This is a genomic window from Gallaecimonas zhanjiangensis (assembly GCF_057624825.1).
Window position 1 is genome coordinate 36,230 of the sequence record NZ_CM172603.1, and the last position, 15,366, is coordinate 51,595.

Sequence of the window (15,366 nt, forward strand, 5' to 3'; positions counted from 1 at the left end):
GTCCTCGTCAGATGGTGGAGGCGTGACGGGCTTGTTGACGGGCCTCTTTTTCCAGCTTCTTACGGATACGTTCGCGCTTGAGCGGAGAGAGGTAATCGATGAAGAGCTTGCCTTTGAGGTGGTCCAGCTCATGCTGGACACACACGGCCAGCAGGCCATCGGCCTCCAGGATGAACTCCTGGCCTTGCTCGTCCAGGGCTTTGACCTTGATATGCTCGGCCCGTTCTACCTCGGCGTAGGAGCCGGGTACAGACAGACAACCTTCGTCGCCCATGGCATGGCCATCGGCTTCAATGATTTTGGGGTTGATGAAGACGCGCCGCTCGTTGCGCTCTTCGGAGATGTCCATCACCACCACCTGCAGGTGGACATCCACCTGAGTGGCGGCCAGGCCGATACCATTTTCGGCGTACATGGTTTCAAACATGTCGCTGACCAATTCACGGATGGCGTCATTGACCTCTGCGACCGGTTTGGCCACAGTACGGAGACGTTCATCTGGGTAGTGCAAAACGTTAAGAACTGCCATAAGTTTCTGATTACTGCGCTAATATGGATATGAAGCCAGACTAATATGCTGTAATTTTAGTCATTTGAACCTGGCAATGACAGCCATAATAATCAACCAAGGTTCTCAGCGGCCAGCGAGGGGCTGGCTAAAGGACGAAAAAAATGAAAAAAATCCTGCTTGCACTGGTGACGGCGGCCATCACATGGCTGGCTTTTGCCGACGATTTACAATTGAAAAATGATTTTCCAGAGAGCTATGTCGTTAAAAAAGGCGACACTCTGTGGGATATTTCAGCCAAATACCTGAAAAACCCTTGGTTGTGGCCAAAGCTCTGGCAATCCAACGAGCAGGTCGATAACCCTCATCTGATTTATCCGGGGGATAAGCTCAGCTTGGTGATCATCGACGGCGTACCGCAGTTGGTGAGAAAACCCATGGTGAAATTGTCGCCCACGGTACGGGTGGTGGACAAAAAAGACGCCATTCCCACCTTGCCAACCGCTTACATCCGTAACTTCCTGACCCATCAGCAGATCATCGACGAAGATCTGTTGGCCGGTGCGCCGAGGGTAACGGGCGGCGCCGATTTGACCCGCCGCCTGACCTCCAACATGGAGATGTACGCCCGCGGCGACAACCTGGTCAACGGCCGTCTCTACGGGGTCTACCGCAAGGGTAACCACTACATCGACCCGGAAACCAAGGAAGACCTGGGAACCGAGGCGGTGCTGGTGTCGGTTGTCAAAACCGAAGACATCCAAAAAGTGCAGATTGGTGACGCCGAAGACGGTAAAACCTTCGACTTGGCCTCCCTCAAGGTGGTGCAGGTGGAGCGTGAGATAAGCCCCGGCGATTACCTGCTGCCGCTGGACGACCACGAGCTGCCAGTGTACTTCCAGCCCCATGCTCCTGGCGCTCTGGTGGAAGCCCGTATCATCGACTCTTCCCGTAAAACCCGTGCCCTGGGCAAGTTTGATGTGGTTGTCCTCAACAAAGGCGCCCGTGACGGCATCGACCCCGGCATGGTGCTGGATGCCCGCCGCGACGGGGCCACGGTACTGATGAAAGACAAGGTGGAGTACAAAGAAGACGCCTCGGTGTTTGACCGCTGGTTCTCCTCCAACAAGCCAAGCGAAGTGACAGTGGTGCAACCGTCTGAGGCCATTGGCCACATGATGGTGTTCCGCACCTTCGACAAGCTCAGCCTGGCGCTGATCCTCAAGGCCGAGAAGCCCATTCGCGAGATGGACACCGCAACCAACCCGGAGTAACCCCCATGGACGACATCAGGCAGCAGTTGGCCTTATCTCTGCTGCCGGGTGTCAGGGCAACACAGTGGCGCCGGCTGGCCTTTTGGTCACCGGCGTTTTTGTTGGCGGCAAGTCCCGATGAGTTGGCACAAGCGGGCGTACCCGCAGGCTTTATCAAGAGCCGCCAGAGCCTGGACTGGGCCAAGGTCGACAGCATTCTGGCTTGGGTGGCGCAAAGCGAAGCTCGGCTGCTATTTCTGGGGGACGACGATTACCCGGCGTTATTGAGCGAAAGCCCCTGGCCGCCGGTGCGGCTTTTTGTCAGAGGAGATTGCGCGCTACTTGAGAGGCCGCAACTGGCGGTGGTGGGTAGCCGCAAACCCACCCCGGCCGGGCGCTCGGCCCTGGCCATCCTTGAACCCTTGCTTGGCAGCGGCCTTGCCATTACGTCCGGGCTGGCGCTGGGCATTGATGGCCTTGCTCATCAGTTAGCGCTTAATGCTGGCGCGCCGACCCTGGCAGTATTGGCCGGCGGGCTTGATTGTTGCTATCCCCGGCGCCATCAGGCCCTGTTCGAGCAAATCGCGGCCCAAGGGGCGCTCATCAGCGAAATGCCGCCGGGCACCGCCTCCATGGCGCCGCTGTTCCCGCAACGAAATCGCATTATTGCCGGTCTGAGTCTGGCAACCCTGGTGATTGAAGCCGGTATACAGTCTGGGTCGCTTATCACCGCCAGGTTGGCGGGAGAAGCGGGGCGCGAGGTGCTGGCGGTGCCCGGTACGCCCTTTAATCCTCAGGCGGCCGGTTGCCTGCAACTGATCAAGGAAGGGGCAATCCTTGCCAGTGATGCCGAAGATGTGATGCTGGCCCTAAAGAGCTGGCATTTGGGGCCGATCAAAGCAGTGGAAGCGCCGCGAGGATTGCCAGCGCATCCGGTTCTGGATAATGTAGGAGATGACACCACACCGCTTGATGAGATCGTGGAACGGTCAAAGCTGGCGGTGGAAGTCGTCCTCTCATATTTGCTCGACCTGGAGATGCAAGGCTTGGTGTGCCGTGTCCCGGGCGGGTATGTCCGACAGAGGAGGCAGTCGCATGTTTGATGTCCTCATGTATTTGTTTGAAAACTATGTCCATTCCGAAGTGGAAATCATGATGGACCACGAGCAGCTCACCGACGAGTTATCCCGGGCAGGCTTTCGCCACGAAGAGATCTTCAAGGCATTGGCTTGGCTGGAGCGTCTGGCAGCGCTGCAGGAAAATGGCGAAAGACCTTTTCTGGTCAATGTGCCTCAGTACAGCATCCGCATCTACACCGACGAAGAAATGCTGCGCCTGGACGCCCAGTGCCGTGGCTTTCTGATGTTCTTGGAGCAGATCCAGGTGCTGAGTGGGGAAACCAGGGAAATGGCGATAGACCGTCTGATGGATCTGGAACAATCAGTGATCTCCCTTGAAGACCTCAAGTGGGTGGTACTGATGGTGCTGTTTAACGTGCCAGGTCAGGAAAACGCCTACGCCAAGATGGAAAACCTGCTCTTTGAGGAACCGGGCGAGCTTCTACACTGACCCGTGCAGGCGCTGGCCGTGATCGGTGGGCTTCTGCCTTATCCATTTGGATAACAGCCACTTCACGCCAGCACCGGTTGACAGTCCCTGATGAAGGGACAATTCGTCTCGCTGGCCTTCGGCATCTAGGTTGCTGAAGGTCAGCAAGTCGCCCATCTTGCCCCTGAACCTGAAGTTCAGCCGGGGAAAGTCGGTTTCTCCCCCCGTAAAATCTTCGTTGAGATAAATCAGCACCGTGGTGGCCCGCTGCCCGCCGTCGGCAAGCAAATGCTGGGCGCCGCCCTGGCTTGGGTCGAAGGCATCGAAGTGGGGCCGAAACGCCTGGCCAGGCTGGTAATGCAGCACTCCTGTCCCCTCCTGGCATTGGGCCGGCAGGCCAACGGCCTCGGCTATCTGCCTTTCCAGCCAGATCACAAAAGGGCAGGCCAGGCCGCTGCTGAAGGTCATCGAGGCATTGGTTCGTATTTGGTGAGTGAGGGATTTGCCGGTCTTAGGGTCCACTGTTTGTGCCGGCGCCAGCCAGGGGGCAGAAGTCCATTTCAGATAGGCGCAGGCCATGGGGCTGATAAAGCCCTCCATTAGCGCCATGCTGGCAGGCAGCTCGGTGTCGCTGGCCGTGACGGCCGGGTAGGGGGCATTGAGCTCCTGCTGGCGAAGTTGCACCAGCGGATGCTGGGCCGGGCTCTTAGCCAGCCAAGTTGTCGGGTTATCAGTACCGTAGGAAAGCAGGTAACCCAGCAGTGGCAAAGCCTGGGTGTCCAACCCCTGCATCAGCTCGAGCGCCTGTTGCCGTTGGCTCCGGCAATCAAGAATAAGGGCGGCCAGCAGCTGCATTTCGGCGTTGTGGGTCGCCAGCAGCCGCTCGATAAGCTGCGCCTCGGGCCAATGTTCCAAGGTGTAAGCTGTCTTGATGGTCACCGCTGGTGGCAATGCCACGCCGTGTTGATATCGGGCGGCCGCCTTTAAATCGGCGGCCACGAACGGGGCGCAGGCCAGCAGCAAGGCCGCTTGTTGGCGGGCGGTACTGTCTCCGGCATCGGCCTTGGCGAGGATCTGGTTTAGAATGTGCGGCGGTACTGGGGCATTGAGCATATGGATTGGCAACAAGGGTTACGACTGACGCTCAACCTTACCCCTGTGACCGCAATGTTAAAAGGTGGTGCATGTCCAAAATTGATCACAGTCTCTTTGACACCCACAGCCACGAGCGCCTCGATGAAGCTTGCCCCCAGTGTGGCCAGGCGCTGGTGATGCGCCATGTGGGCAAAAGCAGCTTCATCGGTTGTAGCGGCTATCCGGGGTGCGATTACACCCGGCCGGTCAAGGGCCATGAAAGCGCCGTGCTCAAAGTGCTCGACGAAGCGCCATGCCCGCAATGCGGTGCGCCGCTGGCGGTAAAACAAGGCCGCTATGGCATGTTTATCGGGTGTAGCGCCTTCCCGGTCTGCCACTACATTGCCGAAGACCAGGACGAAAAAGACACCGGCACCTCCTGCCCCAGCTGCGGCGAAGGTGAGTTGCTGGAGCGGGTTAACCGTTTCGGTAAAACCTTTTACGCCTGTGACCGTTACCCCAAGTGCAAATATGTCCTTAACGACCCGCCGGTCAAAGAATCCTGCCCTGTTTGCGGTTGGGCCGTCATGGTGCGGCGCAGCCAAAAGGGGCAAGAGGTGCTGCGCTGCCCGGTGAAGGGCTGCGAGGGACAAAAATCGCTGCCCTGAGGCCATCTTGCATTCAACCCGGCCAGCAACGGGGCTAGAATGTGGCCAATACCTATTAGCTGCACCTGACCATGTACGACGCTGTTATAGAACATCTGCAAAATGGCGGCCTCATCGCCTATCCCACCGAAGCGGTGTTTGGCCTGGGCTGTGACCCGGACAACGAAGAGGCTGTCCGTGCCTTGCTGGCGCTTAAGGAGCGCGACCCGGCCAAGGGCCTTATCGTGGTGGCTGCCAGTTATTCCCACGCCCTCAAATACATCCGTGACAACGACATTCCCCAAGACCGGCGCTTTGCGGTGTTTTCCCGCTGGCCAGGCCCGGTTACCTGGGTAATGCCCGCTAAAAAGGACGTGCCGAATTGGCTTAAAGGCAAACATGACAGCCTGGCGGTCAGGGTCAGCGACCACCCCTTGGTGCGCAGTCTTTGCGAGGCGTACGGCAAGCCCATCGTATCCACCAGCTGCAACAAGGCTGGCGAGCCACCGCTGATGACCGCCGAAGCAGTACGCCAGCACTTTGGCGATGCGGTACTGGTGGTTGAGGGTGACGTGGGCGGCCTTGAAAAACCCACCCAGATCTTTGATGCCATTACCGGCCAGCAGTACAGGGACTAATATGAGCCACCCCCGCCTGGAAGAAGTAAAAGCCTTTTTGTTGGCGCTGCAAGACGATATCTGCGCCCAACTGGAAGCGGCCGACGGCCAAGGCAAATTCGTGGAAGACGCCTGGCAAAGGCCGGGCGGCGGTGGTGGCCGTACCCGGGTGCTGGCGGCCGGCGCTGTTATCGAGCAGGGCGGGGTCAACTTTTCCCATGTGTTTGGTGACAAGATGCCGGCGTCAGCCACGGCCCATCGCCCCGAGCTTGAAGGGCGCAGCTTTCATGCTCTTGGGGTCAGCCTGGTTATCCACCCCAAAAACCCCCATGTGCCCACCAGCCACGCCAATGTCCGCTTCTTCTTTGCCGAGAAGGAAGGGGAAGAGCCGGTGTGGTGGTTTGGCGGCGGGTTTGATCTCACCCCTTTCTACCCGGTGCTGGACGACGTCAAACACTGGCACCAGGTGGCAATGGAGCTGTCGCTGCCTTTTGGCGAAGATGTCTACCCGCGCTTTAAAACCTGGTGCGACGACTACTTCTATCTCAAACACCGGGGCGAGACCCGTGGTGTGGGCGGTTTGTTCTTTGACGATCTCAACCAATGGGATTTCGACACCTGCTTTGCCTACATGCAGGCGGTGGGCAAGGGTTATTGCCAGGCCTATGTGCCAATCCTCAACCGCCGCAAGGACACTCCCACCACCGAGGCCGAGCGCCAATTCCAGCTTTACCGCCGTGGCCGCTATGTTGAATTCAATCTGGTGTGGGACAGAGGCACTCTCTTTGGCCTGCAAACTGGCGGCCGCACCGAGAGCATCTTGATGTCCATGCCGCCTCTGGCCCGCTGGGAATACAGCTACCAGCCGGAGCCCGGCAGCCGGGAGGCCGAGCTGCAAGATTATCTGCACCCACGAGAGTGGCTGGCGGAATAAAAAAGCGGCCTTTAGGCCGCTTTTTTACTGGTTGATCATATGGGTCGCCAGGGGCGAGAAGGCGTTCAGCAACGACTTTTTCAGCGGCGGGTGCTTCACCTCGCGGTTCAGCGCTTCTTCCATGCAATACATCCATTGGTCGCGCAGAGTCTGGGTAACAGGGAAGGGCATATGCCTGGCCCTTAGCATGGGGTGGCCGTATTTTTGCTCAAACAGGCCCGGGCCGCCCAACCAGCCACTTAAGAATTCAAAAAACCGCTGGCGGATGGAATCCATGGGCTGGGGGTGAATGGCCAGCAGCTCGGCGGCTTTGGGGTCGGTGGCCATAATGTCATAAAAGGTCTCGGCCAGCCGCCGCACCGCCGCCTCTCCGCCGAGCAGCTGATAAGGGGTGCGTTCAGGACTGGGGTGTGCTGATATGCTCATCTTCGACTTCAACCACTTCAACATAAGCGCTTCTATGGACCACTACACTGTGATTGGCAATCCGGTTGAGCACAGCCGTTCTCCCGCCATGCATGCCCGTTTTGCCCAATTGGCCGGCGATCATATCAGCTACGACCGCACCCTGGCACCTCTGGGCGGTTTCGCCGAGACCCTTAACGCCTTGGTTGTCGGTGGCCTCAAAGGCGCCAATGTCACAGTTCCCTTTAAAGAAGAAGCCTTTGCCTGGGCCAGCCGATTAACCCCAAGGGCCACACTCGCCGGCGCGGTTAACACCTTGGCCCTGCAAGCTGATGGCAGTTGGCTGGGGGATAACACCGATGGTGTTGGCTTGGTGGCAGACCTTAAGCGCCTTGGCGCCGAGCTTTGCGGCAGCCGGATTTTGGTGCTGGGGGCTGGCGGTGCCACCCGCGGTATCCTCGGCCCTTTACTGGATGAAACCCCCCAAAGCCTGACCCTTGCCAACCGTACCCTTGGCAAGGCACAGGCGCTAGCCGAGATCTTCGCCATAGAGGTGGCCGCTATGGATGGGCTGGCGGGCCGGCACTTTGACATTATCCTCAACGCCACTGCCGCCTCATTAACAGGGGAATTGCCTCTGGTATCCCCCGGTATCTTTGCAGGCGCCAGTCTGGCCTATGATCTGGTGTACAAACCCGGCGGCACTACCTTTGAGCGCTGGGCTTTGGAGAACGGCTGCAAGATCAGCAGTGACGGCCTTGGCATGCTGGTGGCCCAGGGGGCAGAAAGCTTCAGGTTATGGCGAGGCATCGAGCCTGACTGGCAGCAGGTGTTGGCACAGATGAAGGAGGGGGCATGAACCAGGCTATTCAGTTTCTCGAAAGCGCGGTCTTTGACGAGGCCAGCGGCAGCATCCGCCTGGATGCCACCTTGAACGGCTGGCGCATTCCCTGTTTCTTCCATGCCAGCTGGTTTGACGAGCCACAGCTGCTGGCCGCCCAGGCCGAGGACCTCATCACCCGTGAGCAGTTGCGCATGGAAGAAGTAATAGAAGAGGCAATCGCCGCAGAAGCCCTGGATGTCCAGGGCGAACTGCATTTCGATTAAGCCAGGTATTCGTTCTTGAGCCGCACGTAGTTGTCGGCCGAGACAGACAAGAAAGCGCGCTCTCCTTCATTAAGGGGGCGCACCTGCTTTACCGGTGAGCCGACATAAAGGTAGCCCGAGGCCAAATGCTTGCCCGGCGGCACCAGGCTACCGGCACCGATGATCACATCGTCTTCTACTACTACCCCGTCCATCACGATAGCGCCCATGCCCACCAGAATGCGGTTACCCAGCTGGCAGCCATGGAGCATGCATTTATGCCCCACCGTCACATCGTCACCGATGATAAGCGGGTAACCCTCCGGCACTTCCTTATGTTTGCGGGTTACATGCAGTACGGTTCCGTCCTGCACATTGGAGCGCTCACCGATGCGGATATGGTTCACATCCCCCCTGGCGGCCACCAAAGGCCAGATGGAACTGTCCTTACCGACCACAATATCGCCAACCAGCACACTGCTACCGTGTACATAAGTCCCTTCGCCCAAGGCAGGCAGGACACCTTTATAGCTTTCAAGGCTCATTCGAGGCCCCTTTCGTCTAATAAACCAACGTTTTTCGCGCCTTTCGTTTAATAAAACAGCGGTTGAAAGAAAACTTTCAAATACCCCTTGCAGGCCGGCGCGCCATCCCTATAATGCCACTTCACCGACGGGACGCCAGCGCTGAAGCGAGCAAAACGAAGGGTAAAAAGTTAAATGATAACAACATGTTAACTTAACTTTTTGCGATTCAAGGTGTTGACTTTGAATCTCGGGAGTGTAGAATGCGCTCCCACGTTCGACGAGAACGACGCTCTTTAACAATTGAATCCAAGTAATCTGTGTGGGCACTCACAGTTGGGTAGACTCAAAAATTGAGAACTACTCGATGAAGTGAAGTGTTCAACACTTCAGCAATTCATTGAGCATCAAACACTTTTAATTGAAGAGTTTGATCATGGCTCAGATTGAACGCTGGCGGCAGGCCTAACACATGCAAGTCGAGCGGTAGAGGGGAGCTTGCTTCCCTTGAGAGCGGCGGACGGGTGAGTAATACGTAGGGAGCTGCCTGATAGTGGGGGATAACCATTGGAAACGATGGCTAATACCGCATGATGTCTACGGACCAAAGAGGGGGACCTTCGGGCCTCTTGCTATCAGATGCACCTACGTGGGATTAGCTAGTTGGTGAGGTAACGGCTCACCAAGGCGACGATCCCTAGCTGGTCTGAGAGGATGATCAGCCACACTGGGACTGAGACACGGCCCAGACTCCTACGGGAGGCAGCAGTGGGGAATATTGGACAATGGGCGCAAGCCTGATCCAGCCATGCCGCGTGTGTGAAGAAGGCCTTCGGGTTGTAAAGCACTTTCAGCGAGGAGGAAAGGTTGATGCTTAATACGTATCAGCTGTGACGTTACTCGCAGAAGAAGCACCGGCTAACTCCGTGCCAGCAGCCGCGGTAATACGGAGGGTGCAAGCGTTAATCGGAATTACTGGGCGTAAAGCGCACGCAGGCGGCTTGTTAAGTTAGATGTGAAAGCCCCGGGCTTAACCTGGGAATTGCATTTAAGACTGGCAAGCTAGAGTCTTGGAGAGGGGGGTGGAATTTCCGGTGTAGCGGTGAAATGCGTAGAGATCGGAAGGAACATCAATGGCGAAGGCAACCCCCTGGCCAAAGACTGACGCTCAGGTGCGAAAGCGTGGGGAGCAAACAGGATTAGATACCCTGGTAGTCCACGCCGTAAACGATGTCAACTTGGAGTTTGTGTTCTTGAAACGTGGACTCCGGAGCTAACGCGTTAAGTTGACCGCCTGGGGAGTACGGCCGCAAGGTTAAAACTCAAATGAATTGACGGGGGCCCGCACAAGCGGTGGAGCATGTGGTTTAATTCGATGCAACGCGAAGAACCTTACCTACTCTTGACATCTAGCGAACTTGGTAGAGATACCTTGGTGCCTTCGGGAACGCTAAGACAGGTGCTGCATGGCTGTCGTCAGCTCGTGTTGTGAAATGTTGGGTTAAGTCCCGCAACGAGCGCAACCCTTATCCTTTGTTGCCAGCGAGTAATGTCGGGAACTCAAAGGAGACTGCCGGTGATAAACCGGAGGAAGGTGGGGACGACGTCAAGTCATCATGGCCCTTACGAGTAGGGCTACACACGTGCTACAATGGCGCGTACAGAGGGAAGCAAGCTAGCGATAGTAAGCGGATCCCAAAAAGCGCGTCGTAGTCCGGATCGGAGTCTGCAACTCGACTCCGTGAAGTCGGAATCGCTAGTAATCGTGGATCAGAATGCCACGGTGAATACGTTCCCGGGCCTTGTACACACCGCCCGTCACACCATGGGAGTGGGCTGCACCAGAAGTAGATAGCTTAACCTTCGGGAGGGCGTTTACCACGGTGTGGTTCATGACTGGGGTGAAGTCGTAACAAGGTAGCCGTAGGGGAACCTGCGGCTGGATCACCTCCTTACTAAAGAGATACCTGCTGTTGCAGTGTCCACACAGATTATTTGGAAAAGCCCGCTTTCGAGCGGGCTTTCTAGTTCTTTAACAATTCGGAAAGCTGATAACACTGCAATTTAAACGAGATTCTCAAGTTTTACTTTGAGCGTCCGGCGAAAAACCAGGTGTTAGTCACATACGGATGTCGCCATTAACGGGCGATATGTTCGCGCAAGCGAAACCCTTAGGGGTTGTATGGTTAAGTGACTAAGCGTACAGGGTGGATGCCTAGGCAGTTAGAGGCGATGAAGGACGTGCTAATCTGCGATAAGCATTGGTGAGGTGATAAGAACCGCTTGAGCCAATGATTTCCGAATGGGGAAACCCACTGACATAAGTCAGTATCTGTATCTGAATACATAGGGTGCAGAGGCGAACCGGGAGAACTGAAACATCTAAGTACCCCGAGGAACAGAAATCAATTGAGATTTCCTCAGTAGCGGCGAGCGAACGGGAAAGAGCCCAGTGTGTTTATCAGCGGTTGGTATAGTGGAAGGCTCTGGAAAGTGCCGCGATACAGGGTGATAGTCCCGTACATGAAATGCCAGCTGTTGTTGCACACGATGAGTAGGTCGGGACACGTGGTATCTTGACTGAATATGGGGGGACCATCCTCCAAGGCTAAATACTCCTAACTGACCGATAGTGAACCAGTACCGTGAGGGAAAGGCGAAAAGAACCCCGGCGAGGGGAGTGAAATAGAACCTGAAACCCTGTACGTACAAGCAGTAGGAGCACCTTCGTGGTGTGACTGCGTACCTTTTGTATAATGGGTCAGCGACTTATATTTTGTGGCGAGGTTAACCGAATAGGGGAGCCGTAGGGAAACCGAGTCTTAACTGGGCGTCCAGTCGCAAGGTATAGACCCGAAACCCGGTGATCTAGTCATGGGCAGGTTGAAGGTGCCGTAACAGGTACTGGAGGACCGAACCCACTACTGTTGCAAAAGTAGGGGATGACCTGTGATTAGGGGTGAAAGGCCAATCAAACCGGGAGATAGCTGGTTCTCCTCGAAAGCTATTTAGGTAGCGCCTCGGACGAATACCTTGGGGGGTAGAGCACTGTTTGGGCTAGGGGGTCATCCCGACTTACCAAACCCATGCAAACTCCGAATACCCAAGAGTACTATCCGGGAGACAGACAGCGGGTGCTAACGTCCGTTGTCAAAAGGGAAACAACCCAGACCGTCAGCTAAGGTCCCAAAGTCATAGCTAAGTGGGAAACGATGTGGAAAGGCTTAGACAGCTAGGAGGTTGGCTTAGAAGCAGCCACCCTTTAAAGAAAGCGTAATAGCTCACTAGTCGAGTCGGTCTGCGCGGAAGATGTAACGGGGCTAAGCTATGCACCGAAGCTACGGGTTCACGCTTAGCGTGAGCGGTAGAGGAGCGTTCTGTAAGCCTGCGAAGGTGTGTCGGGAGGCATGCTGGAGGTATCAGAAGTGCGAATGCTGACATGAGTAACGTTAATGGGGGTGAAAAACCTCCACGCCGGAAGACCAAGGGTTCCTGTCCAACGTTAATCGGGGCAGGGTGAGTCGGCTCCTAAGGCGAGGGCGAAAGCCGTAGTCGATGGGAAACAGATTAATATTTCTGTACTTCTATGCAATGCGATGGGGGGACGGAGAAGGCTAGGCAGGCATGGCGTTGGTTGTCCATGTGAAAGTGCGTAGGGAGAGTGCTTAGGTAAATCCGGGCGCTTAATTCCGAGACACGAGACGAGTCACCACGGTGACGAAGCTGTTGATGCCACGCTTCCAGGAAAAGCCTCTAAGCTTCAGTTGCATAGGAACCGTACCCCAAACCAACACTGGTGGTCAGGTAGAGAATACTAAGGCGCTTGAGAGAACTCGGGTGAAGGAACTAGGCAAAATAGTACCGTAACTTCGGGAGAAGGTACGCTCTTGTTTGTGAAGGACTTGCTCCGTAAGCAGACGAGAGTCGCAGTGACCAGATGGCTGGGACTGTTTATCAAAAACACAGCACTGTGCAAACTCGAAAGAGGACGTATACGGTGTGACACCTGCCCGGTGCCGGAAGGTTAATTGATGGGGTTAGCCGTAAGGTGAAGCTCTTGATCGAAGCCCCGGTAAACGGCGGCCGTAACTATAACGGTCCTAAGGTAGCGAAATTCCTTGTCGGGTAAGTTCCGACCTGCACGAATGGTGTAACCATGGCCATGCTGTCTCCATCCGAGACTCAGTGAAATTGAAATCGCTGTGAAGATGCAGTGTACCCGCGGCTAGACGGAAAGACCCCGTGAACCTTTACTACAGCTTGACACTGAACATTGAGCCTACTTGTGTAGGATAGGTGGGAGGCTATGAAACCCGGACGCCAGTTCGGGTGGAGCCAACCTTGAAATACCACCCTGGTATGTTTGATGTTCTAACTTAGACCCGTTATCCGGGTTGAGGACAGTGTCTGGTGGGTAGTTTGACTGGGGCGGTCTCCTCCTAAAGCGTAACGGAGGAGCACGAAGGTTGGCTAATCCTGGTCGGACATCAGGAGGTTAGTGCAATGGCATAAGCCAGCTTAACTGCGAGACAGACACGTCGAGCAGGTACGAAAGTAGGTCATAGTGATCCGGTGGTTCTGAATGGAAGGGCCATCGCTCAACGGATAAAAGGTACTCCGGGGATAACAGGCTGATACCGCCCAAGAGTTCATATCGACGGCGGTGTTTGGCACCTCGATGTCGGCTCATCACATCCTGGGGCTGAAGTCGGTCCCAAGGGTATGGCTGTTCGCCATTTAAAGTGGTACGCGAGCTGGGTTCAGAACGTCGTGAGACAGTTCGGTCCCTATCTGCCGTGGGCGTTGGATGATTGAAGGGAGTTGCTCCTAGTACGAGAGGACCGGAGTGAACGAACCTCTGGTGTTCGGGTTGTCACGCCAGTGGCACTGCCCGGTAGCTAAGTTCGGAATCGATAACCGCTGAAAGCATCTAAGCGGGAAGCGAGCCCTGAGATGAGTCATCCCTGAGACTTCGAGTCTCCTAAAGGGTCGTTGAAGACTACGACGTTGATAGGCTGGGTGTGTAAGCGTAGCGATACGTTGAGCTAACCAGTACTAATTGCCCGTGCGGCTTAACCATACAACACCCAAAGGGTTTTGTGGGACGCCAAAGTAAGGCGAGAGAATCGAAAGCACTGTTATCAGCTTAATCCGAATTGATAAGTTGGCTCGCAAGAGCGGACTTAAACGAATTCGCCTGGCGGCAATAGCGCTGTGGAACCACCTGACTCCATTCCGAACTCAGAAGTGAAACGCAGCCGCGCCGATGGTAGTGTGGCATTCGCCATGTGAGAGTAGGTCACCGCCAGGCACCTAATAAACGAAGAACCCCAGCCCTACGGCTGGGGTTTTTTCGTTTATAGCGCCTAACGGCGCCCATCCTCACATCACGGCCACCGCCGCTAGCGGTGTGGCATGGCGGTTGGCATCCCTGCCAACCGTCCCTGCGGGACCGTGCTGCGCACGTCCAAGCGCCGGTTCCCGACGCGCTTGTCGCCATGTGATGCTGCTTCGTTAACCGCACATGGCGAACGCAAACAAGCCGCTGCCGCAGGCAGCGTCCTTCCCAGATGAGAGGAGAGCGAAAAGCCGGTCGCAACGCGAGAGGCAGTGCCGGTGGCACTGGCTCAGGCTTGTAGCGCGAAGGGCTTGTCCCTGAGCTGGCCACCGCTGGGCTTCATTTACGCCTGACTCCTTGTTCAACTTCTTGGCCCCCTCCTCAATCTCATTTTTTAGAAATAAGCCCTTTTCCTGAATGTCGTGCATTGACGCTGGGCGGCGCGGTGTTTTCAGGCAACTGTCTGTCCACAGACGGATTTTTTGTGCCTGTCGTTGTCACACTTTGGTGGCTGCTATCGTCTTATGACCAAAATCCAGTGGAGAAGCTGTGGCGACGGGCTTTGCAAGGGACATCGACAAAGACGTGATCCGGCGTGCCGCCAAAGGGCAGCGCCGGGCGCAGCGACAGCTGTTTGAGGTGTTCTACGACCCGGTTTATCGCCTGGCGCTAGCGATGACCCGCCATGAGGCGGATGCCCGGGATCTGGTGCAAGACGCCTTTATCAAGGCCTTTACTGCCTTGCCGTCCTTGCAAGAGCCCGGCGCTTTTGGTGGTTGGCTGAAAAGGCTGGTGGTCAACCTGGCGCTCGACGGTTTTAAAGGGCAGCGCCTTGAGCAAAGCCTCGACAGCGCCGAACTGGCGCCGGACTGGAGCAACGCCACCGAGCAACTGGCGGTACTGGACGATATCGATGCTTTGCTGGTCCGGCTGCCGGATCTGGAGCGGGCGCTGGTTTGGCTCTATGCGGTAGAAGGCTTCGAGCACCGGGAACTGGCAACCCTTTTTGCCATGAAGGAAGCGGCGGTGCGCCAGCGTTATCGCCGGGCCCTGGCAAAACTGGCGGTCTGGGCAAGTAACGGAGATTGGCAAGATGCAGGCTGAACAGGATTTTGAGCGGCACTTAGCAGCCCGCTTACAGCGACTACCCAGCCAACCCTTGGATGAAACCTTGTGGCAGGGCATTGACGGCGGGCTCAAACGCCCGGTGCGGGTATGGTCCTGGGCGGGCTCGGCGGCGGTGGCGCTGCTGGCACTGTTGCTGTGGCCAAAGCCCGAGGTGGCCGGCCCCATGGTGCCTTACGAATTGACTCAGCAAGATCGGCAATTGCAGCAGGCTTACCTTTATGCCGATTCCGACCAGGCGCTCAATGCCCAGTGGCAGCGGCGCCAGCAGATCCTTGATGACATGGCATCACGCCCTGAGGAGTAA

General features: G+C 56.4%; 14 protein-coding genes and 3 rRNA genes. 13 read left to right on the forward strand and 4 right to left on the reverse strand.

All coding sequences use genetic code 11. The features are described from left to right. Nucleotides 1-7: 7 nt before the first annotated feature. The gene (def, locus tag AC22G1_RS00135) at nucleotides 8-529 is read right to left on the reverse strand and encodes a peptide deformylase (RefSeq protein ID WP_487315003.1); all 522 of its coding nucleotides are present in this window, start codon (nucleotides 527-529) and stop codon (nucleotides 8-10) included. Nucleotides 530-672: 143 nt separating this feature from the next. Between def and AC22G1_RS00140 the strand changes: the two genes are divergently transcribed. From AC22G1_RS00140 to AC22G1_RS00150, 3 genes are read left to right on the forward strand one after another with little or no spacing between them, the layout of a single operon-like run. Then, nucleotides 673-1,782, forward strand: coding sequence for a LysM peptidoglycan-binding domain-containing protein (locus AC22G1_RS00140; protein ID WP_487315004.1), 1,110 nt, complete (start codon nucleotides 673-675; stop codon nucleotides 1,780-1,782). Between the two features lie 5 nt (nucleotides 1,783-1,787). Continuing rightward, nucleotides 1,788-2,864 (forward strand): DNA-processing protein DprA, encoded by a 1,077-nt coding sequence (dprA, locus tag AC22G1_RS00145; RefSeq protein ID WP_487315005.1) that lies wholly within the window; start codon nucleotides 1,788-1,790, stop codon nucleotides 2,862-2,864. Then, the gene (locus AC22G1_RS00150) at nucleotides 2,857-3,330 is read left to right on the forward strand and encodes a DUF494 family protein (protein ID WP_487315006.1); all 474 of its coding nucleotides are present in this window, start codon (nucleotides 2,857-2,859) and stop codon (nucleotides 3,328-3,330) included. The genes dprA and AC22G1_RS00150 overlap by 8 nt, the downstream gene beginning before the upstream one ends. Here the strand turns inward: AC22G1_RS00150 and AC22G1_RS00155 are convergent. After that, nucleotides 3,322-4,422: a 2OG-Fe(II) oxygenase gene (locus AC22G1_RS00155; protein WP_487315007.1), complete on the reverse strand. Its 1,101-nt coding sequence runs from the start codon at nucleotides 4,420-4,422 to the stop codon at nucleotides 3,322-3,324. The two genes, AC22G1_RS00150 and AC22G1_RS00155, sit on opposite strands and share 9 nt — an antisense overlap. A gap of 71 nt (nucleotides 4,423-4,493) precedes the next feature. Here AC22G1_RS00155 and AC22G1_RS00160 point away from each other — a divergent pair, with 71 nt between their 5' ends. The 3 genes from AC22G1_RS00160 to hemF all read left to right on the forward strand — a co-directional run bounded on the left by AC22G1_RS00160 (nucleotide 4,494) and on the right by hemF (nucleotide 6,581). Then, nucleotides 4,494-5,051 carry a topoisomerase DNA-binding C4 zinc finger domain-containing protein gene (locus tag AC22G1_RS00160; protein WP_487315008.1) on the forward strand — a complete coding sequence of 186 codons (558 nt, stop codon included), beginning with the start codon at nucleotides 4,494-4,496 and terminating at the stop codon, nucleotides 5,049-5,051. A gap of 71 nt (nucleotides 5,052-5,122) precedes the next feature. Further along, nucleotides 5,123-5,668, forward strand: coding sequence for an L-threonylcarbamoyladenylate synthase type 1 TsaC (gene tsaC, locus AC22G1_RS00165; protein ID WP_487315009.1), 546 nt, complete (start codon nucleotides 5,123-5,125; stop codon nucleotides 5,666-5,668). A gap of 1 nt (nucleotide 5,669) precedes the next feature. Beyond that, nucleotides 5,670-6,581 carry an oxygen-dependent coproporphyrinogen oxidase gene (gene hemF / locus AC22G1_RS00170; protein ID WP_487315010.1) on the forward strand — a complete coding sequence of 304 codons (912 nt, stop codon included), beginning with the start codon at nucleotides 5,670-5,672 and terminating at the stop codon, nucleotides 6,579-6,581. 24 nt (nucleotides 6,582-6,605) lie between these two features. On the opposite strand, the gene AC22G1_RS00175 is transcribed toward hemF, so the two are convergent. Next, nucleotides 6,606-7,007 carry a group II truncated hemoglobin gene (locus tag AC22G1_RS00175; RefSeq protein ID WP_083446019.1) on the reverse strand — a complete coding sequence of 134 codons (402 nt, stop codon included), beginning with the start codon at nucleotides 7,005-7,007 and terminating at the stop codon, nucleotides 6,606-6,608. 34 nt (nucleotides 7,008-7,041) lie between these two features. Between AC22G1_RS00175 and aroE the strand changes: the two genes are divergently transcribed. Next, complete coding sequence (aroE, locus tag AC22G1_RS00180) at nucleotides 7,042-7,845, forward strand: shikimate dehydrogenase (RefSeq protein WP_487316763.1); 804 nt, start codon at nucleotides 7,042-7,044, stop codon at nucleotides 7,843-7,845. Further along, nucleotides 7,842-8,093 carry a DUF1488 family protein gene (locus AC22G1_RS00185; protein ID WP_487315011.1) on the forward strand — a complete coding sequence of 84 codons (252 nt, stop codon included), beginning with the start codon at nucleotides 7,842-7,844 and terminating at the stop codon, nucleotides 8,091-8,093. Before aroE ends, AC22G1_RS00185 begins: the two co-directional genes overlap by 4 nt. Here AC22G1_RS00185 and AC22G1_RS00190 read toward each other — a convergent pair. Beyond that, nucleotides 8,090-8,617 (reverse strand): gamma carbonic anhydrase family protein, encoded by a 528-nt coding sequence (locus tag AC22G1_RS00190; RefSeq protein ID WP_487315012.1) that lies wholly within the window; start codon nucleotides 8,615-8,617, stop codon nucleotides 8,090-8,092. The genes AC22G1_RS00185 and AC22G1_RS00190 overlap by 4 nt on opposite strands. A 397-nt stretch (nucleotides 8,618-9,014) precedes the next feature. Between AC22G1_RS00190 and AC22G1_RS00195 the strand changes: the two genes are divergently transcribed. The 5 genes from AC22G1_RS00195 (at nucleotide 9,015) to AC22G1_RS00215 (ending at nucleotide 15,366) form a co-directional block, all read left to right on the forward strand. Beyond that, nucleotides 9,015-10,551 (forward strand): 16S ribosomal RNA (locus AC22G1_RS00195). Nucleotides 10,552-10,780: 229 nt separating this feature from the next. Beyond that, a 23S ribosomal RNA gene (locus AC22G1_RS00200) occupies nucleotides 10,781-13,676 on the forward strand. A gap of 116 nt (nucleotides 13,677-13,792) precedes the next feature. Beyond that, nucleotides 13,793-13,907 (forward strand): 5S ribosomal RNA (gene rrf, locus AC22G1_RS00205). The 16S, 23S and 5S rRNA genes sit together here, the layout of an rRNA operon. A 576-nt stretch (nucleotides 13,908-14,483) precedes the next feature. Continuing rightward, nucleotides 14,484-15,038: an RNA polymerase sigma factor gene (locus tag AC22G1_RS00210; RefSeq protein WP_487315013.1), complete on the forward strand. Its 555-nt coding sequence runs from the start codon at nucleotides 14,484-14,486 to the stop codon at nucleotides 15,036-15,038. Further along, the gene (locus AC22G1_RS00215; protein WP_487315014.1) at nucleotides 15,028-15,366 is read left to right on the forward strand and encodes a hypothetical protein; all 339 of its coding nucleotides are present in this window, start codon (nucleotides 15,028-15,030) and stop codon (nucleotides 15,364-15,366) included. Before AC22G1_RS00210 ends, AC22G1_RS00215 begins: the two co-directional genes overlap by 11 nt.